Source organism: Sulfuricaulis sp., from assembly GCF_041499725.1.
Taxonomy (GTDB): domain Bacteria; phylum Pseudomonadota; class Gammaproteobacteria; order Acidiferrobacterales; family Sulfurifustaceae; genus Sulfuricaulis.
Genome location: NZ_JBGQKW010000044.1, coordinates 1 through 22,604, shown reverse-complemented (window position 1 = coordinate 22,604; position 22,604 = coordinate 1). Strand labels below are relative to the sequence as shown.

22 protein-coding genes, 4 tRNA genes and 2 rRNA genes are annotated in these 22,604 nt (G+C 61.8%); 3 read left to right on the top strand and 25 right to left on the bottom strand.

Annotated elements, in window-relative coordinates:
• From ACC569_RS08835 to epmB, 21 genes are all read right to left on the bottom strand, one after another.
• The coding region (locus ACC569_RS08835; RefSeq protein WP_372523147.1) for a GTP-binding protein at nt 1-190 on the bottom strand (190 nt) is incomplete at its 3' end.
• A gap of 6 nt (nt 191-196) precedes the next feature.
• Nucleotides 197-272: transfer RNA gene (locus tag ACC569_RS08830), tRNA-Thr, on the bottom strand.
• Between the two features lie 24 nt (nt 273-296).
• Nucleotides 297-370, bottom strand: a tRNA-Gly gene (locus ACC569_RS08825).
• Nucleotides 371-438: 68 nt separating this feature from the next.
• Nucleotides 439-523: transfer RNA gene (locus tag ACC569_RS08820), tRNA-Tyr, on the bottom strand.
• A 97-nt stretch (nt 524-620) separates the two neighbouring features.
• Nucleotides 621-2,903 (bottom strand): aconitate hydratase, encoded by a 2,283-nt coding sequence (locus tag ACC569_RS08815; RefSeq protein WP_372523142.1) that lies wholly within the window; start codon nt 2,901-2,903, stop codon nt 621-623.
• Nucleotides 2,904-3,048: 145 nt separating this feature from the next.
• Nucleotides 3,049-3,900 (bottom strand): PA4780 family RIO1-like protein kinase, encoded by an 852-nt coding sequence (locus ACC569_RS08810; protein WP_372523141.1) that lies wholly within the window; start codon nt 3,898-3,900, stop codon nt 3,049-3,051.
• Nucleotides 3,901-4,018: 118 nt separating this feature from the next.
• A complete protein-coding gene (locus ACC569_RS08805) occupies nt 4,019-4,444 on the bottom strand; it encodes an RNA-binding S4 domain-containing protein (RefSeq protein WP_372523146.1) in 426 nt (141 codons plus the stop codon).
• A 59-nt stretch (nt 4,445-4,503) separates the two neighbouring features.
• Complete coding sequence (locus ACC569_RS08800) at nt 4,504-4,977, bottom strand: ORF6N domain-containing protein (RefSeq protein WP_372523145.1); 474 nt, start codon at nt 4,975-4,977, stop codon at nt 4,504-4,506.
• Between the two features lie 264 nt (nt 4,978-5,241).
• A tRNA-Thr gene (locus ACC569_RS08795) sits at nt 5,242-5,317 on the bottom strand.
• A gap of 198 nt (nt 5,318-5,515) precedes the next feature.
• Entirely contained in the window at nt 5,516-6,256 is a 741-nt protein-coding gene (locus tag ACC569_RS08790; protein ID WP_372523140.1) for a hypothetical protein, read from the bottom strand.
• Nucleotides 6,253-6,987, bottom strand: a complete 735-nt coding sequence (locus ACC569_RS08785) for a type III pantothenate kinase (RefSeq protein WP_372523139.1) — start codon at nt 6,985-6,987, stop codon at nt 6,253-6,255. Before ACC569_RS08785 ends, ACC569_RS08790 begins: the two co-directional genes overlap by 4 nt.
• Nucleotides 6,984-7,964: a bifunctional biotin--[acetyl-CoA-carboxylase] ligase/biotin operon repressor BirA gene (birA, locus tag ACC569_RS08780; protein ID WP_372523138.1), complete on the bottom strand. Its 981-nt coding sequence runs from the start codon at nt 7,962-7,964 to the stop codon at nt 6,984-6,986. Before birA ends, ACC569_RS08785 begins: the two co-directional genes overlap by 4 nt.
• Nucleotides 7,965-8,009: 45 nt before the next feature.
• Nucleotides 8,010-8,438, bottom strand: coding sequence for a universal stress protein (locus ACC569_RS08775; RefSeq protein ID WP_372523137.1), 429 nt, complete (start codon nt 8,436-8,438; stop codon nt 8,010-8,012).
• A gap of 33 nt (nt 8,439-8,471) precedes the next feature.
• Nucleotides 8,472-9,194, bottom strand: a complete 723-nt coding sequence (locus tag ACC569_RS08770; protein WP_372523136.1) for a TerC family protein — start codon at nt 9,192-9,194, stop codon at nt 8,472-8,474.
• Between the two features lie 70 nt (nt 9,195-9,264).
• Nucleotides 9,265-10,146: a 2-hydroxy-3-oxopropionate reductase gene (locus ACC569_RS08765; RefSeq protein ID WP_372523144.1), complete on the bottom strand. Its 882-nt coding sequence runs from the start codon at nt 10,144-10,146 to the stop codon at nt 9,265-9,267.
• A 101-nt stretch (nt 10,147-10,247) separates the two neighbouring features.
• Nucleotides 10,248-11,606 carry an amidase gene (locus tag ACC569_RS08760; protein WP_372523135.1) on the bottom strand — a complete coding sequence of 453 codons (1,359 nt, stop codon included), beginning with the start codon at nt 11,604-11,606 and terminating at the stop codon, nt 10,248-10,250.
• Nucleotides 11,607-12,578 carry a 2-hydroxyacid dehydrogenase gene (locus tag ACC569_RS08755; protein ID WP_372523134.1) on the bottom strand — a complete coding sequence of 324 codons (972 nt, stop codon included), beginning with the start codon at nt 12,576-12,578 and terminating at the stop codon, nt 11,607-11,609.
• A 19-nt stretch (nt 12,579-12,597) separates the two neighbouring features.
• Nucleotides 12,598-14,628: a TRAP transporter large permease subunit gene (locus ACC569_RS08750; RefSeq protein WP_372523143.1), complete on the bottom strand. Its 2,031-nt coding sequence runs from the start codon at nt 14,626-14,628 to the stop codon at nt 12,598-12,600.
• A gap of 2 nt (nt 14,629-14,630) precedes the next feature.
• On the bottom strand, nt 14,631-15,254 hold the full coding sequence (locus ACC569_RS08745; protein ID WP_372523133.1) for a TRAP transporter small permease subunit: 624 nt from the start codon (nt 15,252-15,254) through the stop codon (nt 14,631-14,633).
• 126 nt (nt 15,255-15,380) lie between these two features.
• Nucleotides 15,381-16,553 (bottom strand): TRAP transporter substrate-binding protein, encoded by a 1,173-nt coding sequence (locus tag ACC569_RS08740; RefSeq protein ID WP_372523132.1) that lies wholly within the window; start codon nt 16,551-16,553, stop codon nt 15,381-15,383.
• Between the two features lie 281 nt (nt 16,554-16,834).
• Nucleotides 16,835-17,842, bottom strand: coding sequence for an EF-P beta-lysylation protein EpmB (gene epmB / locus ACC569_RS08735; RefSeq protein WP_372523131.1), 1,008 nt, complete (start codon nt 17,840-17,842; stop codon nt 16,835-16,837).
• Nucleotides 17,843-17,885: 43 nt separating this feature from the next.
• Here epmB and efp point away from each other — a divergent pair, with 43 nt between their 5' ends.
• Together efp and epmA are read left to right on the top strand one after the other, a co-directional pair.
• A complete protein-coding gene (efp, locus tag ACC569_RS08730) occupies nt 17,886-18,449 on the top strand; it encodes an elongation factor P (RefSeq protein WP_372523130.1) in 564 nt (187 codons plus the stop codon).
• Nucleotides 18,450-18,721: 272 nt separating this feature from the next.
• Nucleotides 18,722-19,723: an EF-P lysine aminoacylase EpmA gene (gene epmA / locus ACC569_RS08725; protein ID WP_372523129.1), complete on the top strand. Its 1,002-nt coding sequence runs from the start codon at nt 18,722-18,724 to the stop codon at nt 19,721-19,723.
• Between the two features lie 10 nt (nt 19,724-19,733).
• Here epmA and dtd read toward each other — a convergent pair whose 3' ends face one another.
• The gene (dtd, locus tag ACC569_RS08720; protein WP_372523128.1) at nt 19,734-20,174 is read right to left on the bottom strand and encodes a D-aminoacyl-tRNA deacylase; all 441 of its coding nucleotides are present in this window, start codon (nt 20,172-20,174) and stop codon (nt 19,734-19,736) included.
• An 82-nt stretch (nt 20,175-20,256) separates the two neighbouring features.
• Between dtd and ACC569_RS08715 the strand changes: the two genes are divergently transcribed.
• Entirely contained in the window at nt 20,257-20,805 is a 549-nt protein-coding gene (locus tag ACC569_RS08715; RefSeq protein WP_372523127.1) for a hypothetical protein, read from the top strand.
• A gap of 6 nt (nt 20,806-20,811) precedes the next feature.
• On the opposite strand, the gene ACC569_RS08710 is transcribed toward ACC569_RS08715, so the two are convergent.
• The 3 genes from ACC569_RS08710 to ACC569_RS08700 all read right to left on the bottom strand — a co-directional run.
• Complete coding sequence (locus ACC569_RS08710; protein ID WP_372523126.1) at nt 20,812-21,615, bottom strand: endonuclease/exonuclease/phosphatase family protein; 804 nt, start codon at nt 21,613-21,615, stop codon at nt 20,812-20,814.
• A gap of 328 nt (nt 21,616-21,943) precedes the next feature.
• A 5S ribosomal RNA gene (gene rrf / locus ACC569_RS08705) occupies nt 21,944-22,059 on the bottom strand.
• A 118-nt stretch (nt 22,060-22,177) separates the two neighbouring features.
• Nucleotides 22,178-22,604, bottom strand: a 23S ribosomal RNA gene (locus tag ACC569_RS08700); the annotation flags it as partial.

Genomic DNA, 22,604 nt, shown 5'->3' with positions numbered 1-22,604 from the left:
CTTCGCCGCCGAACTTGGCCGCCAGCACTTTGGTCAGGGCGGCGGTGAGCGTGGTCTTGCCGTGGTCGACGTGGCCGATGGTGCCGACGTTGAGGTGCGGTTTGGTGCGTGCGAATTTTTCCTTGGACACGGGATGCCTCTTTATTATCTCAATGTCAGTTGAACGTAATCTTCGAAAACCATTCGTAATAAATTCTGGAGCCCATAATCGGAATCGAACCGATGACCTCTTCCTTACCAAGGAAGTGCTCTACCGACTGAGCTATATGGGCTGATTCAAACAGCCCAGCCTAAACTGGAGCGGGTAGTGGGGATCGAACCCACATCATCAGCTTGGAAGGCTGAGGTTCTACCATTGAACTACACCCGCCTTGGATGTATTTGTTTCGTGATGAACCCGCCTCGCTCTTCTTCGCGCAGTTCATCTCGCCCCCAACCTGGTGGAGGGGGGTGGATTCGAACCACCGAAGGCAGAGCCGTCAGATTTACAGTCTGATCCCTTTGGCCGCTCGGGAACCCCTCCGGAAAAAACGAAGCCGCAAATTTTGCGTGAGCGGGCCTTGCTTGTCAACCGATATCCTTGATTTTTTACACAAACTGCCCCGATGTCGCGGTTGGTATCACCCCTGTTTCTGGCTCCGGCGGATCAAGTTGAGCGCCGACCCGGCCATGAACCAGGCAATCTGGTCCCGGGTCAGGCTGTGCAAAGCTAAAAACGTCTCCTGGCTGCCGTCGGCATGGGTAATTCGGGCCTCAATCTTCTGCCCGGGGGCCAATTTGTCGAGACCGATGAAGCTCAGCCGGTCATCCCGGCGGAGGCGATCGTAGTCGGCCGGATCGGCGAAGGTCAGCGGCAACACCCCCTGTTTCTTGAGATTGGTCTCGTGAATACGGGCAAAACTGCGCGTCAGCACCACGCGGCAGCCGAGGAAACGCGGGCTCATGGCGGCATGCTCGCGCGAGCTGCCCTCGCCGTAATTCTGGTCGCCCACTGCGACCCAGCCCAGCCCCTGGGCCTGGTACACCCGGGCAATTTTCGGCAATTCCTCGCCGGACTGACCGGTCAGGACATTGAAGCCGGTTCCGGGTTTGTCGCTGAAGGCGTTATCCGCCCCGGTAAACATGTTGTCACTGATGCGGTCCAGATGGCCGCGGAACCTGAGCCACGGACCCGCCGGGGAAATATGGTCGGTCGTGCATTTGCCGCGCGCCTTGAGCAGCACCGGCAGATTCTGATAACCCACCGTCTTGTCCACCGGCTCGAACGGCGCCAGCAAGGCCAGGCGTTCACTCTTCGGATTGACCACCACTTTTCCGGCGGCGGGATTCTCGACCGGCGCGACATAGCCGTCCCTTCCCGGATCGAAACCCTTGGCCGGCAATTCCGCGGCACTCGGCGCCTCGAGCGCGAGCACGCCACCGTTGAATTTCACGCCTGCATGAATCGGGTCGGAGTCCAGCCGTCCGGTCAGCGCATAAGCCACGACCACCTCGGGGCTGGCGATAAAAGCCAGCGTGCTCGGATTGCCGTCGTTGCGCTTCGGGAAATTCCGGTTGTAGGAAGTCAATATGGAATTCTTCTCGCCCTTGGCAATATCGGTGCGCTCCCACTGGCCGATGCACGGCCCGCAGGCGTTGGCCAGCACCGTGGCGCCGATCGCCTCGAGATCCGCGAGCAGTCCGTCGCGCTCGATCGTCGCGCGCACTTGCTCCGATCCCGGCGTGACCATGAGCGGTACGAGCGCGTGCAAGCCCTTGGCTTTCGCCTGGCGCGCGATGTGCGCAGCGCGACCGATGTCTTCATAAGAAGAATTGGTACAACTGCCGATCAGCGCCGCCTTGAGTCCGGCCGGGTAGTCGTGCGACTTCACGTCGGACGCCATCTGCGATACCGGCCGCGCGAGATCGGGCGTGTGCGGACCGACGATATGCGGTTCCAGGCTGGACAGATCGATCTCCACGACCTGGTCGTAATGTTTGCCGGGATTCGCGAGCACGTCGGCGTCGGCCGTCAGGTGCTCCGCGAGGCTCGCGGCCAGACTCGCCACTTCGGCGCGCCCGGTCGCGCGCAGATAGTCGGCCATGCGTTTGTCGAACGGAAACACCGAGGTCGTGGCGCCGAGTTCCGCGCCCATGTTGGTCACGGTCGCCTTGGCGGTGCAGGAGAGCGACTCGGTCCCCGGGCCGAAGTACTCGATGATCTTGTTGGTGCCACCGGCCACCGTCAGCATGCCGGCGAGCTTGAGGATCACGTCCTTGCCGCTGGTCCAGCCGGACAATTTCCCCGTCAGTCGCACGCCGATCAGTTTCGGCCACAGCAGTTCCCACGGCATGCCGACCATCACGTCCACGGCGTCGGCGCCGCCGACTCCGATGGCGAGCATGCCGAGACCGCCGGCGTTCGGCGTGTGCGAATCGGTGCCGATGATGAGGCCGCCGGGGAAAGCGTAGTTCTCGAGAATCACCTGATGGATGATGCCCGAACCCGGCTTCCAGAAACCCATGCCATATTTATTCGACGCCGAGGCGAGGAAGTCGTACACCTCCTTGTTCGTGCTCTCGGCGACTTCGAGATCCTTGATCGCGCCGACCTTGGCGCGGATGAGGTGATCGCAATGCACCGTCGTCGGCACCGCCGTCTCGCTGCGGCCCGCGGTCATGAACTGCAGGATCGCCATCTGCGCCGTGGCATCCTGCATCGCCACGCGATCCGGATTCAGCGCCACCGTCGTCATGCCGCGCTCCGGCAGGTCCGCATTCAGATCCGCCTTGTGCGCGAACAGGATCTTTTCCGCGACCGTCAGCGGACGGCCCACACCACGCCGCACGGCGGCCATGCGCGCCGGCAGGGACTGGTAATAATGACGCACCGTGGCGACGGCGTCGGCAGGAGTCTTTTCCATGGTGGTACCTGAAAAACTGCAAAAGGCTTTGCGCGAGGGACAATATTGTAAATCAAGGCGGGGCACCTAGGCTATGTTGCCCTCCGCTTTTCTAAAAGGGTGATGAAAAGTGAGGCATCCCCTTTTTACAGGATCAAGCAGCGTCCTATTGCCCCATTTCCAGCTTGTACCGTTGCCGCGCCGCTTCTTCCTTGAACGCGGCGTCGACTTCGCGCATGACGCTGTCCACGTCCGCCAGTTTCTCGCTGCGCTCGAAGCGCCCGGTCAGCTCGGTCTCCGGGTGTAGCTGGCCGTTCTCGTAGAGCGACCATATCTCCATGCCATAGTCGGTGGACAGGAGCTCGGGAGCAAAGCGGCCGAAGTAGGCGGTCAGGTTGTCGATGTCGCGCTCGAACATGCGGCGGGCGTTGTTGTTGCCCGCGGCGTCAATGGCTTGGGGCAAGTCGATGATGACGGGCCCTTCGCTGCCGACGAGCACGTTATATTCGGACAAATCGCCGTGGATGACCCCGGCGCAGAGCATGCGCACGACTTGCGTAATCAGTGTGCGGTGGTACTCGCGCGACTGCTCTGCCGTTAGCACCAGTTCGCTGAGCCGCGGGGCGGCGTTGCCATTGGCGTCGGTCACCAGCTCCATCAGCAGCACGCCATCAGCAAAGTTATAGGGCCGCGGGACGCGCACGCCCGCGGCGGCGAGACGGTACAAGGCGGCCACCTCAGCACTTTGCCAGGAATCTTCCTGCGCCTTGCGTCCATACCGGCCGCCCTTCTCCATGGCGCGGGCGCGCCGGCTGTTTTTCACCTTGCGGCTTTCCGTGTAACCCGCGCTCTGGCGGAAGCTGCGATGGTTGGCCTCTTTGTAAACCTTCGCGCAGCGGATATCTTCCCCGCAGCGGACCACGTAGACCATGGCCTCCTTGCCGCTCATGAGCTGACGCATGACTGCATCGACGAGACCATCCTCAACCAGCGGTTCAAGTCTTTTGGGGATCTTCATAGGCGCCCTTCTACACTGCTTCGGCGCACAATGACAGCATGGGTGGATTTTTTCGACAGAGGTCTAGGCGGAAGTGCGAAATCTATCGCAAACCGTTCGCCCACTATCTGTTCCTGTTTCATTCAACCCGTGCTTTTTTAAAGCGAATAATCTGACGCCGCGCTCTTTTAGTCGGGCGCCCTTTTTCATGGGAATCATAAATTCTTTCGGCGGAAAGCCGGGTAGCCAGTGCTACCCGTGCCGCTTTGCTCTGGACGCTTTCTTCATAAAGCAAAGCGGCTTCCGGCGCCGGGCCACGCCGGCCGGACAAGCCCAGCACCCGTACAGCGTATTCATAGGGGCCGACATGGATGCTCAATTCATCGTCAAGCCGAATAGCTTTGGCTGCTTTCACGCGCTCGCCATTCACTTTAACCTTGCCGCCCGCTACCACCGCCGCGGCCAGTGAGCGAGTTTTGAAAAATCTCGCCGCCCAAAGCCATTTGTCGATGCGGATATGGCTGCCCTTTGTTTCTGCCACGACAATTCCTGATGTTCTCAATATTTCCGATTTTACGGCAGAAACACCAAGCCCAAGCGCAATCCTCTATTCATTGTTGCCACTCACTTGTCTCCCCACGGCGCGAAACCGATGGGGCGTTTCTTCTTGGGCTCAGGCGGAGTCATGATCTGGCGGATAGCTTCAATCAACTCGGTAATGGCGTGGTCATGGGTGGTCAGCTTGCGTTCCAGTTCGTTCAATTTGCGCGCAAGCGCTTTGTTCGATGACAACATCTCACGCAGTTGCACAAAGGCCCGCACCACGAATACGCTGATCTGGACTGCGCGTGGCGAGTTCAGCACGGAAGCGGCCATGATGGCGCCGTGTTCGGTAAAAACCGGAGGTCTCTTGCGCCGCCCTCCATGGCTGCGTGTTTCCCGACTTGAAGTCGCATTTTGCGACATCAAGATTGCAAGCTCCTGATTTGTCATTTGAAAGGCGAAATCCTCCGGAAAACGATCGGCATTGCGTCTGACTTGCTCGTTAAGTCGTCTGGTCGGCACGCCGTAGAGCTTTGCCAAGTCAGCATCCAACATGACCTTCTGACCACGAACCAAAAAAATGCGGGATACCACGATGTTCCAGTGGGACCATCGAAGCTTTCTTGTCTCTAGGCGCTCCATGCCTCCCGTATTATCGTGTGTTTTAACAGCACCGGGCGCTATTCAAACATGCCTTCCACGAAGCAACAAATATCGGTTCAGGCCACTTAGAAATATGAGGTCGCAATTTGCGACCTCATAACAAATGCTCAACTTGAAGTCACAATTTGTGACTTCAAGTTTGAGGCAAGCGTGAAATGGAGCCCGCAGAGGGTCTCGAACCCCCGACATCCTGATTACAAATCAGGTGCTCTACCAACTGAGCTATGCGGGCATAAAATAGTTTCGAACATGCCGTCCATGGCGTCGCATCATGCTATCGCTCAACACCAGCCTCGCCATCCGTGGCTCGGCGCTTGGCGGCGCGAGAGTTCACTGAACTCTCGCGAATACTCCGCCTCGCCCAACTGAGCTATGCGGGCATGAATTAAAGCGCGGCATTGTAAGTATACCCCTGCGTACGGGCAACCGTTCACCGTGGCGCGTTGCCGGGCGACACCGGCGATGGCGCCGGTAGCGGAGGCGGGTTCGTCCCGGCCGGACAAGTCGTTTCCTGTGCCTGGATATCCTTCGTGCCCCAATCCGTCTGCTTCAGCTGCATGACATTTTCCGGCGACACCGGTGCGCTGAGGTCCAGCCAGGTGCGCGTGCGGTTCTGCGTAAGCGGCTGCATGCTTGCCTCCACGCCCTTGGCGGCAAGTTCGCGCACGCGGGCCGTAGCATTGGCCTCGACGGAAAACAGGCCGAGCGAGATCGCGTTGTGCCAGCCTTCTTCCTGAAACACGGCATGATCCTTGAAGCCGAGGCTGGTAAGTTCCTGACGCTTGCGTTCCGCCGCCTCCCTGGACGCGAGCGGCGGCAGGTACACGCGGTAACCAGTGATCATTTTGATTTCCTCGGCGCGGCGGACAAACCCGAGATGCAGCTCGCTCAACTTTGCTTCGGCCTGGGTGACGCGGGCCGTCTCGGCGAACGGGCCGAGGTGAAAACAAACCGGCACAGCATTGGCCACCAGTTCCGCGTTCGCGGGCGGCGACGCCTTGCGCGGTGTGGGCTTCACGTCCGGCGCGGTGAGCAGACGCATTTTCTCGGGAGCGATCGGCGCACGTGCCGCACGGTGCTCCTCGACCGGCGCCTCCTTGTACCAGCTCGCCCACATCCACAGGCCGAGATTGGCGAGCACGAACACCGCAAACAGCCATTTCAGTTTCATAAGGTATCCGCGATCCTGGCCAGGCCCTGGAGCACGAGGTCCGGAACCGGTGTGTGCGCCGCGCGCAGTCGCGCGGCCAGTGCCGGGGCATCGCCGCCGGTCAGGAAAACCCGCATCGTCTCGCCGAGCGTGCGGCGGTATTCGTCAATCAACCGCTCCACCGCGCCCGCCAAACCAAACAAGGTTCCGGCGGCAACGCCATCGGCCGTGGAACGCGCCAGACAATCGGTGGCGTCACCCTCGGTGGCAGGGATGCCAGCCGTTCCCTGCACGAGGCTGGCGCGCAACAGACGCAGGCCCGGAAAAACCGCGCCGCCGCGAAACTCGCCATCCGCTGACAAGGCATCCACCGTGACGGCGGTACCGCAATCCACCACGCACGCCGCGGAGCTGGTGAGTCCGCGCGCGCCGATCAGCGCCACCCATCGATCCACGCCGAGCTGCTCCGGCTGCCGGTAACGATTCCGCACGCCGAGCTGCTCCGCCTGCGCGCGGACAATCTGCGGCGTGACCGACCAGCGCGCCTGGACCCATTTCTCCAGTGCATGCATTCGTTCAGAGGTTGAAACGCTGCACATGACGATCTTCTGTGGGGCGTCCATGTTGCGCCACAGACTGTCCAGCAGTGACGGCATCGCGTGTTCGAGCAAGGCGGCCTCCGGGCGCCAGAGACCGGGCGCCTGCTGCGCCCATTTCAGGCGGCTGTTGCCGAGATCAATCAACAGGTTCACGTCATCGGCCTCACGCTGATCTCACCGGAATGGAACACCTGCCTGTCTTTGCCAAGGTGCACGATCAGGCCGCCGTTTTCATCTATGCCCTCGACCGTCCCGAGAAATTCCCGATCACCCTGGATCAGGCGCACGCGCCGGCCGTGATACAAGTGGCGCGACGACCATGCCTCGCGGAACGGGGCAAAACCCTTCGCCGCGAATTCCTGAAACATGCTCCGCAGATGGCGCATGACGAGCGCCGCGAGACGGTTGCGGTCGGCGGTTTCACCGAGAATGTTGCGCAGATCCACCCACGGCTGATCGATCCGCTCGGCATCCTCGCGACCGATATAACCATTTACGCCCACCCCGAGAATCACCTGTGTCGGGCCGGCCGACTCGCCCTGCACATCGGCCAGCAGCCCGGCGAGCTTGCGCCCGTCCCATAACACATCGTTCGGCCATTTGAGTCCCGTACCGTCGACGCCATATTCCTCGAGCGCTTGCAGCACCGCCAGGCCGGCGGCCAGGCTCAGTCCCGAGACAAGGCCCGGACCGCCGGGAAACTGCCAGGCCATGGAGAACATGAGATTGTGGTAAGGCGTGGCGACCCACGCACGGCCGCGCCGGCCGCGGCCGCCTGACTGCGCCTCGGCGAGGCAGACCATGCCGTTCATGGTTTTGGCGTGCGATATAAGTTCGGCGAGATGGCGATTGGTCGAATCCGTTTCGTCGAGGACGTGCAGGCGGTCGCGGAAATCCGCGGCCGCGGCACCCAGATGCTTCAGTATGCGGGAACGATTCAGCAGCGTGAGCGGCGCGTCGAGTTTGTAGCCACGCCCGGTCACGCGATGCACGTCCAGTCCCGATTGCGTGAGACGGCGGATGTTTTTGCACACCGCCGCGCGCGTGATGCCGAGCCGCTTGCCCAAATCGGTGCCGGAATGAAATGCGCCGTCGGACAGCATCCTGAGGATTTCGGCGCGCGTGCTCATGCGGAAATTGTACCCGATTACCGCCCGCCGCCATCCCCCGGAAGGCTATTTCACGAAGGTCACCGGAATGTCCGTGAGATGCAGCACCTTGGACGCCACCGAGCCCAGCAGCAGGCTTGAAACCGAACTCAGCCCCCGTGTCCCCATGACGATCTGGGCGCAGCCATGTTCGCGTGCATAGTCAACGATGGTTTCGGGCACCTGGCCGATGCCAATATGATAGGTGTGCGCCACCGGAGACTTGTCGAGCTGCTGGCGCACCGACACCAGCGCCTTCGCGCCTTCGTCGTGATAGTAGGCATTGAGCGCTTCCTGGCCGACAAACTTTTTAATATCGCCAAACGTCACCGGAGATTGCACGTTCAACACATGTGCTTCCAAAAGTACGCAGCTGATCTGCGCGAGCCGCAGTACGTAATCCACGGCCCGGTTGGAGTTCTCCGATCCATCCACGGCTACCAGTATCTTGATCATCGTCCCTCCCGTTTATTCATACAGCAATCCGCGTCACGGCTTGGAGTCCTGCTGTTCCACCGCGACCTCGACCACCGCGCGTTTCTTGCGGCGCGCAAAATATTTTCCGGCGAGCACCACCAGGACCGCGCCCAGCAGCGGGGCGAACATGTGCAGCCACAGCGCATTCGCCTCGATCCAGGGCGTCACCACCGGGTCGGTCACCGCCATCTCGCCGGCCACGTAGCCGAGCAGAGCGGCGCCCAGGGTGATCACCACGGGGAAACGTCCCATCAAGCGCATGATGAGGGTACTGCCGTAGATGATGAGCGGCATGCTGATCAGAAGACCCAGAATCAGCAAGACCACGTCACCCTTGGCAACGGCCGCGACGCCGAGCACATTGTCGAGACTCATCACCAGATCCGCGATCACGATGGTCTTGATGGCGGCGTACATGCTCGAATTATCTTTCGAATCGTCATCCCCATCGTCGTCCGGCAACAACAGCTTGACGGCGATCCAGAGCAACAGCACGCCGCCGGCGAGCTTGAGGTAAGGCTTGGCGAGTAGCATGACGGCAAAGCCGGTCAGCAGAACGCGCAATACGATCGCGCCGGCGGCGCCGAAAAGAATCGCCAGACGCTGCTGCTTTGGCGGCAAGGTGCGGCAAGCCAGGGCAATCACCACCGCGTTGTCGCCGCTCAAGACGATGTTGACGCCGATAATCTCCAGCAGCGCAATCCAGGTGTGCGCGTCACTCAACCAGGCGATCATTCACTCCTCCCGCGTCATCTCCGGTCCGGATTACGCGATATGTTTTACGTCTATTGGCGACGGTCATTCGTTACTTCACGGACTTGCCGGACATCCGCTCCACGACCTTCACGATCGCGGCGGAGTCGAGCTCGCCATCGCCGCTGCCCATGAGCGCGTTCAGGTGTTGCGCCACCAGCGCCGCGCCCGGCAGGCCGATGCCGAGCTTGTGCGCGTCCTCGATCACGATGCGCAGGTCCTTCTGATGCAGCTTCACCGTGAAGCCGGGCTTGAAATCGTTGTCGAGGATGCGCTTGCCGTGCATTTCCAGAATCTTGCTGCCGGCGGAGCCGCCCATCAGCGCCTCGCGCACCTTGGAGGCGTCCACGCCGTTGCGGCGCGCGAACGTCAGCGCCTCGCTCACGCCCTCGATGGTCAGGGACACCACGATCTGGTTGCAGGCCTTGGCTACCTGCCCGGCGCCGTGATCGCCCACGTGCACGATGTTCTTGCCCATGGCCTCGAACAACGGCCTGACCCTTTCGAAGGTCTTGGCCTTGCCGCCGACCATAATAGATAGCGTGGCGTTGATCGCGCCCACCTCGCCGCCGGAAACCGGCGCATCCAGCATCTCCACGCCGCGCGTCTCGAGCTGCTGGGCAATGCGACGCGTGGCCGCTGGCGAAATAGTGCTCATGTCCACCACGGCCTGGCCCGGCTTCAGACGCAACAGCAGACCGTTCTCGCCCGTCACGACATGCTCCACGTCCGGCGTGTCGGAAACCATGATGAAAATGATTTCGGCGTTCGCGGCAACCTCCGCGGCCGAGCCGCAGGGCTGCGCGCCTGCCTCCGTCAGCACGTCCATCGTCACCGGCCGACGCCCGTGTACCCACAGCGTGTGCCCGGCGCGGCGCAGGTTGAGCGCCATCGGCCGGCCCATGATGCCGAGCCCAATAAAACCCAGCCTCATCGCCATCGTCGTGCCCCTATGAAAAAATCGCGATGCCCCCAGTTAAAAAGGAAAAACCGCCGGTGTAAAGAGCCAATCGCGTGATTTACGTACAGTGAGAACTAAAGTTCCGGGGGGTTGCCCCGGAATCCGATCGCTTCCTCGCACCACAGCGCCACCTGCAGCAGGCGCGCGTCTTGCAGATAACCGCCGACCAGCTGCAAACCGAGCGGCATGCCGTGGGCGCCCAGTCCCGAGGGAATGGTCAGCGCCGGCACGCCGCACAGTGTCCACAGGGTGCAGAACGCGGGGTCGCCGGTATGTTCGAGCGTGGCGGGCGCCTCGCCGCGGGCGGGCAGCGTCAGCAAGGCATCGTAACGCCGCAGGAAATCGCCGAGCTCGCTCTGCAAGCGCGTGCGGCTCTCGAGTGCGGCGTAATAGGCGGCTTCGGTGATCTGCGCGCCGTTATCGATCAGACGATTGAGTTCGGCGCTCAACCGATCCCGGTGTTGCTCCTGCAGCGCGGCAAATGTCCGCGCGCCTTCGTAGTGCATGATGGTGCGGTGCACGTCGTGCGCCAGTTGAAACGCATCGGGCAGCACCGCCGCCTCTACCGAGGTGCCGGCGCGGCGCAACGTGGCAACGCTCTGAAGAAAATTTTCCTGCTGATCGGCGTCCGCGAGATGCCACGCCGGCGAGCGCACCGCCGCCAGCCGCGGTGGCTGGAACAACGGTTTGGGATCGAGGTCCTGCGGCACCAGCGCGAAGTCGGAGAGGCTGTCCGGATCGTCCGGCGTGCGGCCGATCAGGGCGCTCGCCACGACCGCCGCGTCGGCGACGCCGCGCGTGAAGACGCCGACCTGATCCAGCGTTTGACTGAACTTGAGTATGCCGGAACGCGAGATGAGCCCGGAGCTGGGCTTGTATCCCACGACGCCGCAGAACGCCGCGGGCCGGATAACCGAACCGTTGGTTTGCGTGCCGAGCGCCGCCGGCACGAATCGCGCCGCGACCGCGGCGGCGGAACCGCTCGAGGAACCGCCCGGCGTGTGCGCCGGATTCCACGGATTGCGCGTCTTGCCCGGTGAAAAATACGCCAGCTCCGCGGTCACGGTCTTGCCCAGTATTACCGCGCCGGCTTCATCCAAACGGAGCACGACGCGTGCGGAGGTCGACGGGACGTTATCCTCGAAAACCGGCGAACCCATGCGCGTCGGCACGCCACGCACGTCGATAATATCCTTGATGGCGACCGGCACTCCCAGCAGCGCTCCTTGTTTACCCGCGCGCCGATGCTGGTCCGCCGCGCGCGCGGTTTCCAGCGCCGCCTCGGACTTGAGCCAGACCCAGGCTTCGATTTTCGGGTCGAGTCGCGCGATATGCGTCAGGCAATCGCGCACCAGCGCTTCGCTGGTGAAACGGTCTTCACGCAGACCTTGCAGGGCTGCCTTCACGCCCAGATGATGCAGGGCTTCCGACATTCAGAAAGTTGGATTGAGCAGGTTGGGCGGCTTGCCCGTGGTCAGCGCCGCCACCAGATTCTCCGCCGCCGTCAGCGCCATCTTGCGGCGCGTCGCCTCCGTGCTCGAGGCGATATGCGGCGTCAACACGACATTTTTCAGTTTCAGGAATTCCGGATTGAGCGTCGGTTCATTTTCAAATACATCGAGGCCCGCCGCGGCGAGGGTCCCGCGCTTCAGCGCCTCGACGAGCGCAGCGTCGTCCACCACGCCGCCGCGCGCAGCATTAATAAGAATGGCGGTGGATTTCATTCTGGCCAGCTCTTTCGCGCCGATAATATGGTGCGTCGCCGGCGAATACGGCATGTGCAGCGTGAGAATGTCGGCGCGCGCGAGCAGTTCATCCATGCTTACATACGCCGCGTGGCAGCTTTTCTCAACTTCCGCCGACAGGCGGCGGGTATTGTGGTACAGCACGGTCATGTCAAACCCGCGGGCACGACGCGCCACGGCCTGACCGATGCGCCCCATTCCCAGGATGCCGAGCGTGGCGTGGTGCACGTCGGTTCCGAGAAACTGCTTGAGTTTCCAACCACTCCACTGCCCTGCGCGCAACCAGGCCTCGGACTCGGTCACGCGCCGCGCCGTGGCCAGAATCAACGCCAAGGTAAAATCCGCGGTCGAGGCGTCGAGCACGCCGGGGGTGTTGGTCGCCAGGACCCCGCGCTCGGTGCAGGCCTTGAGATCGATATTGTTGAAGCCGACGGCGATGTTGCACACCGCCTTGAGTTTCGGACACTGCGCCAGCAGCGCGGCGTCGACGCGCTCGCTCAGGGTCGTGAGCGCGCCCTCCTTGTCCGCGAGAGCCTGCGCCAGCGCCACCGGACTCATGGGCGTGTCCGCCTGGTTCGGCGTGACGTCAAAATACCGCGCGAGGTAATCCAGCGTCTCCTGAAATACCTCGCGCGTCACCAGGACCCGGGGTCGACTCATGCCGAAACGTCCCTGTTATTTATTTATAAAACACCGACGGCAACCACAGGCCGATCTGCGGGAAAACGTAGAGCAACACCAACGCGAGCAACTGGATGCCCATGAACGGCATCATGCCGGCGAAGATCTGGTTGAGTGTGACATGCGGCGGCGACACGCCCTTGAGATAAAACGCCGCCATCGCCACCGGCGGCGACAGGAACGCGGTTTGCAGGTTTAGCGCCACCAGCAACCCGAAGAACAGCGGATCGATGTGGAAGTGCGGCAGCAGCGGGATAAAAATCGGCATGAAGATGATGATGATCTCGGTCCACTCGAGCGGCCAGCCGAGGATGAAGATGATGAACTGGGCGAGAATCATGAACTGCACCGGCGTCATGTCGAGAGACAAAACCCACCTCTCGACAATCGCCTGCCCGCCGAGCAGCGCGAACGCCGTCGCGAAGATCCCGGAGCCGACGAACAGCCAGCACACCATCGCGCTGGTCTTGGCGGTGAGGAACATGGATTCCTTGACGATGGTGCCGAGTTCCTTGGTCGTTCTCCAGATCATGGCGCCGGGACTCCGGCGGTTCAGACCCGTCGCCTGCCAATGGGCGATGAAACGGTAGGCCGCCGCGAGCACTAATCCGCCGAACGCGCCGATCGCCGCCGCCTCGGCGGGCGTCGCCAGCCCGACCACGATCGAGCCGAGCACCCCGAGGATCAGGATCGCCAGCGGAAAGAACGAGGTGAGCAGCCTTTTGAATATCTCGAGCCGCTGCCAGTCGAAGCGCCGGTAGCGGACGGCGTACAAGGCGATGGCAACGCCGCACACGATCCAGAACCACGTCGGCGTCGGCAGCCGTTCGGGTTCGGCGGCGGCCGGCTTTTCGACGACTTCGGGCTTCGCCGCCTCCGCCGCGGCTGGCGGAGCGACTTCTTTCACGCCTTCGGCGGGAGGTTCCTTGACCCCGGAATCCTCCTGTTCCGCTTCCGGCGCGCCGATGAGGCCCGTCGGTTCCTTTCCCTCTTCTTCTAATAAAGGCGCCGCAGTCAGACCGCCCGTCTGGACCAGCCCGGCGGTGCTGGCTACCTTTTCCGGCGCGGTCGTCACCAGATAGGTGACGCCCAAGATGGCGACGATGATGAGCGCCGGGAGCAGCGCGACGATAAACTGCCCGAGCACGGTGCGCTTCGCGACGCCGGCACTGCCGGGCCCCGTCAGCGCGCGCCACAGCCCGGCCACCGCGTTGCGATTTTGCTGCGCCAATCTTTGCGACAAAGGTGGAAGCGGCACGAGCCGCTCGCTCTCGGCCAGCGGAGGCATCAGATGCGGCTTCCACTTGGCGAACAAGATGATGTACCCGATGTAAAGTCCCGCGAGCATAAAGCCGGGCAGGAAGGCGCCGGCGTACAGCTGGACCACGGACACCCCCGCCACGGCGCCATAAACGATCAGCAGCACGGAGGGTGGGATCAGGATGCCGAGACAACCGCCCGCGGTGATCGCGCCCGCGGCAAACTTGACGTCGTAGCCGGCCTTGAGCATCGCCGGTAACGCGAGCAGGCCCATCAGCGTCACCACCGCGCCGATGATCCCGGTGGCGGTAGCGAAGATCGCGCAGGTGACGATAGTCGCCACCGCGAGCGAGCCCGGCACGCGCGCGGTGGCGAGATGCAGGCTGTGGAACAGCCGGTCGATCAACTGCGCCCGCTCGACGAGATAGCCCATGAACAGGAACAGCGGGATCGCGATCAGCACATCGTTCGACATCACCCAGTAGGTGCGCAGCACGAACACGTCGAGCGTTTGCCTGACGGCGAGATCCGGATTAACGCTGTTGTAAGCGAGCCAGGTGAAGAACACGCCCATGCCCATCAGCGTGAAGGCCGTGGGGAACCCGATCATGATGGCGACCACGATCAGCGCGAGCATCAGCAGCCCGAGGACTCCGAGGTCTTCCTTGCTCATGTGCCCGTCGAACAGGTTGCTCCACGGGGTGAGCACCAGCACCGTGACCAGGATCACCGCCATCAGCGCGAAGCCGAACCAGAGTTCCTTGCGCACTCTCATTTGCCCGGCCTCCGGCTTGTGATCAGCGCGTCAAGCTTCTGGATGTCCTCGTCCTTGACGTGCACCATCTCCTTCAGCTTGTCGACGTCCACTTCCTGAACGTCCGCCTCGCGCGAGGGCCATTCGCCCTGCTTGAGGCAAATGATGCAGCGGATGATTTCAACGATCCCCTGAAGGAGCAAAAATGCCCCGGCGACCGGGATGACGGTCTTGAAGGGGTAATACGGCGGGCCACCGGCGGTGATGTTCGAAGATTCTCTGATCGCCCAGGATTCGGCGGCGTAGTAGTAACCGGCGTAGGTCAGCGCGATCACGCCGGGCAGGAAGGCAATGATGTAGAGCGTGAGGTCGAGCGCCGCCTGGGTGCGCGGCCTGAAGAAGCCGTAGAGCACGTCCCCGCGCACGTGGCTGTTCTTCGCGAGCGTGTAGGCGCCGGCCATCATGAACAGCGTCCCGTACATCATGATCATAAAGTCGAAGGCCCAGGCGCGCGGGTTGTCCAGCGCGTAGCGCGAGAACACTTCCCACGAGACGTGCAGCGTGAGTATCACGATGCAGATGGAAAACGCCTGGCCGACCCAGGTGCTGATTTTGTCAACGAGAAGCAGTAGTTTCTGCATGGTCGAATAACCCCCATGATGCGGCGGCGGACCGAAATTTTATTATATGCCACCTTCGCCCCGCTGGCAGTGGCATCCAAAAAAACACCATCCGGGGTCGCCGGATGGTATCTCAGGAGTGCAGCCTTAGCCCTTCTTCTTCGGCTCCGCTTTCTTGGGCGCGAAATAATAGTTGTACGCCATGCGCCGGGGGACGACAGTGTCGAGTTCCCAGCGTACCACGCGCGCGGCGAACTTCTTCTGCGATTCGATAATCTCATTGAAGAGCGCGTTGTCCTTGCGCTTGTCCACCGCCACGTCGAAGGCCTCGAGCTGCTTCTGCAGTATCGAATCCGGGGTCTTGTAGAACTTGACCCCCTGCTTGGTTTGCATCTCGATGTAGTCCGTCGAGTAACGGTCTAAGGCCTTCCAGGACATATCCGCGGAAGATGCCTCGACCGCGTTGGCGATAATCGCCTGGACCTTGGCCGGCAGGGCGTCGTACTTGGTCTTGTTGAAGGTGATCTCGAATTGCTCGGCGTTCTGGTGGTAGCTTTGCAGCATGCACACCTTGGCCACGTCCGGGAAGCCGAGCAGGCGGTCGGAAGACGCATTGTTGAACTCCGCCGCATCGAGCAACCCGCGATCCATCGCCGGCACGATTTCGCCGCCGGGCAGTGCGTTGACCGCCGCGCCCATGGCGGTGAACAGGTCAATCGAGATGCCCACGGTGCGGTACTTGATGCCCTTGAAGTCCTCCGGCTTGGTGATCGGCTTCTTGAACCAGCCGAGCGGCTGCGTCGGCATCGGCCCGTAGGGGAAGGACACGACGTTGGCGCCGATGGACTGATAGAGCTTGGCGAGCAGTTCCTTACCGCCACCGTACTTGTGCCAGGCGAGCAGCATATTGCCATCCATGCCGAAAGCGGGGCCCGAGCCCCAGAGTGCCAGGGCGTTTTGCTTGCCGTAGTGATAGACGAGCACGCCGTGGCCGCCGTCGAGCGTGCCCTTCGACACCGCGTCGAGCAGGCCGAAGGCCGGCACCACCGCGCCCGCCGGCAGCACCTCGATCTTGAGTTCGCCGCCGGTCATGTCGTTCACCTTCTTGGCGAAGTCGAGCGCGTACTCGTGGAAGATATCCTTGGTCGGCCAGGTACTCTGGAACCGCAGCGAGGTTATCTCCGCGCGCGAAATCATCGGGAATCCGATCGCGGCCGCACCGCCCACGGAAGCCGCCGTGGCCGTCAGAAATTTCCGGCGCGTCATCGAGCGGGATTTCTTCAGGTTGGCGGATTTCGATTTGCTTGTTTTCTTGTTCATCGCTTCCTCCTTGTTGCAAGTTGTCTGTGAAAGTAAAGACATCCGGTATCCATAATAATGCTGTATTAGTCTACTCTCGTGTGGCGGGACATATCCAGCAAAGGTCCAGGCTGTCCGGGGGAGGGACAGTCTTTATCGCGGCGGCGGGCATGTGATTTGAAAACCGGGAAAGGCCTTGTTCCGGTGCGTCCGGAGACGAGTTTCTGGTCACTGACAGCCCGGGAATCTCGATCAGATTTAATTTTCACGATGCGCAATCCGCGGGAAACGCGTGCGCCTGTTCAAGTCAGCCACAGCTTTCCCGGCGCGCCGGGAATTTCACGCACCAGGCGCGGCACCAGATAGCCCGGCAATTGCCGGTTAAGCTCCGCCATCAGGCGCCGAGCGGCGGCCACCTCCACCACAAAGTGCGCCGCGCCCTGCACCTTGTCGAGCATATGCAAGTAATAAGGTAAAACTCCCGCGTCGAACAATTTTTCACTCAGCGCCATCAGCGCCTCGGTACTGTCATTGACGCCGCGCAACAGCACGGACTGATTGAGCAGCTCCGCGCCGGATGCCTTGAGACTCGCCAGCGCCGTTATCACGGAAGCGTCAATTTCATTGGCATGATTCGCGTGCACGACCACCGCCGTCTTGAGGCGCGTCGCGCCGAGCCAGTCGAGGAGCTCATCATTCACGCGTTCTGGCAAAACAATGGGTAAGCGGGTGTGCAAACGCAGACGCCGGAGATGCGGGATAGCGTCTAAACGCGTCGTCAGTTCGGCGAGACGTCGATCGGACATGCTGAGCGGGTCGCCGCCGCTCAGGATGACCTCGGTGATCGAATCGTCGCCGGCAATGTAGTCCAATGCCTGGCGCCACTGATCAACCACGGGGTTGGCCTCGGCGTAGGGAAAATGGCGGCGGAAACAATAGCGGCAATGCACGGCGCAGGCCCCGGTGGCCGTCAGCAGCACCCGTCCGTGATATTTGTGCAGCACGCCGGGGACGACCATGGCGAAGAGATCGCCGACCGGATCGGCGCCGAAACCCTCGATCGCGAGGCATTCCTCGGCCAGCGGCAATACCTGCCGCAGCAGGGGGTCGCGCGGGTCGCCGTGGCGCATGCGCGCGACAAACCCGCGCGGCACGCGCAGCGGGAAAAGTCTGGCAGCCGCCTGCGCGGCCGGCAGCCACTCATCGCCCAGGCCCACGGCCGCCAGCAGCTCGGCGGGGTCGGTGATGGCGCGGGCCAGAACCGATTGCCAGACAGGGACCTGCCTTAAAACAGAAGTTCCGGGTATCATAGCGCGCTCAATTTTTCCCAGACGTAATATTACAAGGTGTGTGATGGCAACTTACAATACTAATGAATTCAAGGCCGGCCTCAAGGTGATGCTCGACGGCGATCCGGCCACGATCGTCGAAAACGAGTTCGTGAAACCCGGCAAGGGCCAGGCCTTCAGTCGTGTTCGTATTCGCAATCTTAAAAACGGACGCACCATCGAGCGCACGTTCAAATCCGGCGAAACCATCGAGGCCGCGGACGTGGCGGACGTGGAGATGCAGTACCTTTATAGCGACGAACAGTTCTGGCACTTCATGAACCCGGAAAGCTACGAGCAAATGGCGGCCGACAAAAACGCCGTGGGCGACAACGCCAAGTGGCTCAAGGAACAGGACGTATGCATCATCACGCTGTGGAACGGCGTGCCGCTGGCCGTCGAACCGCCGAACACGGTGATCCTCAAGGTCGTCGAGACCGATCCGGGCCTCAAAGGCGACACTAGCGGGGGCGGCGGCAAGCCGGCGACGCTCGAAACCGGCGCTGTGGTGCGCGTGCCGTTGTTCGTGCAAAAAGGCGAGGCCATCAAGGTCAACACCCGTACCGGCGAGTACATCTCGCGCGCCTAGGGTCTGTTGACATACAAGATTTACGCCCACGTTGCTGTCCGAAATCCTGGCAGGCCAGGCGCGACGAGCGACGTTGGGTCATTCCCAATGAGCGAGGAGCAACGCCGCATGACGGGATTTCGGGCGCAACCCTCCGGGGCGTGGCCATTTTCCCGCATGGCGTCGTCACTCGTCGCTGGTGTACGCCCGGTACACGGCGCTCCTCGTTCCTCGCCCTGCGGGAAAATGGCCGACGCCGCGAGTGCAAATCTTGTATGTCAACAGACCCCACGATGACTACCGACGCTTCCGGTGACTGGCAACCCACCGCCGCCCTGGAAGTTCTGAAGCTCCGTGCCCGGCTGCTCGAACGCATCCGGGCGTTCTTTTCCGAACGCGGCGTGCTCGAGGTGGAAACGCCGATACTCTCCACCGCCGCGGTCACCGATCCGATGCTGGCGAGCCTGGCCACGCGCTACACCGGTCCCCGGTTTCCACGCGGGCAGGCTTTCTATCTGCATACCTCGCCGGAATTTCCGATGAAACGCCTGCTCGCGGCGGGCTCCGGCTCGATCTACCAGATCTGCAAGGTCTTCCGCGACGGCGAAGCCGGGCGCTTGCACAATCCGGAATTCACGATGCTCGAATGGTATCGCGTGGGTTTCGATCACCATCTATTGATGGACGAAACCGATGAACTGGTCACGCGACTTCTGGCGCCGACCATGACGCTCGGTGCCGCGGAACGGCTTTCCTACCGCGAGGCGTTCCGACGTCATGCAGGGCTTGACCCGCACACGGCCGCGGCCGGGGATTTTGCCGCCGCGGCCAAGGCGCACAAAATCGGCGTGCCATCTGAGCTACTGACACAAAATGATTTGGCCGTCTGGCGCGACTTGTTGCTCACGCACGTGGTCGAACCGAAGCTGGGGCAGGGTCGTTTGACCTTTATATATGACTACCCGGCCTCCCAGGCCTCGCTCGCGCGCATTCAACCGGGCGATCCGCCGGTGGCGGCGCGCTTCGAGCTTTACCTGAATGGCATCGAGCTGGCGAACGGGTTCCATGAACTGGCCGACGCGGACGAACAGCGCGCCCGCTTTGAGCGGCAGCTGCATACCCGCGTGGCCGGCGACCAGTCGGTCGTGCCGCTGGACGAGCGCCTGCTGGCGGCACTTGTGCACGGCCTGCCCGATTGCGCCGGGGTGGCGCTGGGTTTCGATCGCCTGGTCATGCTCGCCGCCGGCGCGCGCACGATCGCGGAGGTGCTTGCTTTTCCGGTGGATCGCGCCTGACGGATGCGGGTTATTCTACGCGCAACCAGAATGTCACCGGGCCGTCGTTGGTAAGCGTCACCTGCATGTCAGCGCCGAACATGCCGCTTTCCACGGACGCATGCTGTGTCCGCGCGCGGTTCACGAGATATTCAAACAGACGCCTGCCTTGCTCCGGCGTCGCCGCCGGCGTGAAACTCGGGCGCATGCCCTTGTTCGTATCCGCGGCGAGCGTGAACTGCGGCGCCAGCAACACACCGCCGCCGATGTCTACGACGCTGAGATTCATCTTGCCGGCCGCATCCGGGAACACGCGATAACCCAGCAGCCGCTCCAGCAACCGGTCGGCCTTGGACTCGTCATCGCGCTGCTCGACGCCGATAAAAACCAGCAGGCCCGGTCCGATGGTCGCGACGGTTTTGCCGTCCACGTCAATCCGGGCGCTGCGCACGCGCTGCAGCAGACCGATCATGATGTGAGCGTCTTATTGTTCATTCAATCCGCGCAAGCGTAGTATATTTGCCGCACCCATCAAAGCCTTGAGGGATTCCAAGATGCCCGGCCTGCCCGAAAAAGACCAACAAATCCTCACGGCCCACGCCGGCCTGGTTCACGCCGTGGTGCGCACTTGCCACAACCGCGACCTGATGCCGCAACTGGAACAACTTCTGAAACTGTCCGAGGAGAACGGCTGGACACAGCTCGTCGCCGCCATCCGGCGCATTCTCGGCGGTCAGCGGGATACCAGCGTGCTGCTGAGCCTCGATGAGGAGGATCGCGCCATCGCGGAGGCGATTCTGCGCGGGCTGCAAAATCCCGAGACGCTGCCAGACCTCAACGCCACTCCCGACCCGGAACATGCCGCGCCGGGCCTCGCCTCGATGATCGCCGCCAGCCGGCATGGCAATGTCGAGGCACTGAAGGCGCTGGCAGACATGGCCATCCAGATGCGCCAGGCGGGCGGCGACATGGCGCGTCTGGCCTCCGCCCTGTCGCAAATGGAGCAAGGCGAAACCGATGTCGAAAAACTGGCGCGCGGGATGAGCCCGGCGGGGCTGAAACTGATCGAGATGATCGTGGAGGAACTGCGGAAACGGGGTTAGTTTGCCTCAGGCCGCGGCGCCGGCCAGCGGCTGTACGGCAGGTACGCGTTGATCGTCATACCACGGCAATGCCATGGGCAGCACGACCTCCATGGCGATCGGCAGATGATCGGAGTAGGCGCAGTTGAGCGCATCGATGCGTTCGACCACCAGCGACGGCGACACCAGTATCTGATCCAGGTTGCGCGAAGGGCGCCAGCTCGGGAACGTCAGCAGGTTATGCGTCGGTTCCCGCAACGCGGTGCGTTTCACCAGCCAGTCGATCTCGCGACTTTCCGAACCGCAATTCATATCGCCCATCACGATGACGTGGCGGTAGTCGCGGATGATCTCGGCGATGCACTCGAGTTGACGAAAGCGCGCGCGCTGACCGAGCGCCAGATGCGCAATGACCAGAATCAGCGCATCGTCACCATGCCCGTAACGCACCGTGAGCGCGCCACGCCCCGGGATCATGCCGGGCAATTTCACTTCGATCACTTCGGCCGGACACAGCCGGCTCAGCACCCCGGTGCTGTGCTGGGCGAATTTTCCGAGATTGCGGTTGGTCTGGTGGTTCCAGTAGGGAAACCGTCCCTCGATCGCCAGGTATTCCGTCTGATTGATAAACCCGCTGCGCAGGCTGCCGCCATCCACTTCCTGCAAACCGACTATGTCGAATCCACCAATCAGCGTGGCGATGCGGCTGAGATTGTCGAGGCGCTTGGGGCAGGGCAGAACGTGTTTCCAGCTGTGCGTCAGGTAATGGCGGTAGCTGTTCGCGGCGATCCCGGCCTGGATGTTGTAGCTGAGCAGCCGCAAGCGTTTCACGGCGGTCTTGCCTGTGCAGGATACTTCCGACGGGGGACGCAGACTTATCGAGGGGAGACGACTTGCTGGAACACTCATTGCCACTACATTATCTCACAGATGACAGAATTTTGAGACTTCAATTCCTTACCCGGCCAATTCTTCCATTTTCAAAATCTAGCTGATATTCCGTGCCGTGCAAGCCGACCCTGACGGACGGCAATAAGAAACCCGATGGGCGAGGCGGAAATGCCGGGAACGTCCAGTGGGCGAGCTGCGCCACGGGAGCGGTGAGCGCCAAGCAAAGAAAAACCCCGTCAGCAATCGCCGACGGGGTTTTGAATAAAAAGCCTGGCAGTGTCCTACTTTCACGTGGAGGAACCCCACACTATCATCGGCGCTGAGCAGTTTCACTTCCGAGTTCGGGATGGGATCGGGTGGTTCCCGCTCGCTATGGCCGCCAGGCAGACCTTTTACGCTGTGGCATTTTCATGCCACAGCCTATGTACGGGCAGTTTCTGTATGTAAAAAGCGCGGGGATGTTGCGTTGGCTTGAACCCACACCCGGCGTTTTGGGTGTTATATGGTCAAGCCACACGGGCAATTAGTACTCCTTAGCTCAACGCCTTACGGCGCTTACACATGGAGCCTATCAACGTGGTGGTCTACCACGGCCCTTCAGGGGAGTTAAACTCCCGGGGAGATCTCATCTTGAGGTGGGTTTCCCGCTTAGATGCTTTCAGCGGTTATCCCATCCGAACTTGGCTACCCGGCAGTGCCACTGGCGTGACAACCGGAACACCAGAGGTTCGTCCATCCCGGTCCTCTCGTACTAAGGACAGATCCTCTCAAATCTCCAACGCCCACCGCAGATAGGGACCGAACTGTCTCACGACGTTCTGAACCCAGCTCGCGTACCACTTTAAATGGCGAACAGCCATACCCTTGGGACCGGCTACAGCCCCAGGATGTGATGAGCCGACATCGAGGTGCCAAACACCGCCGTCGAT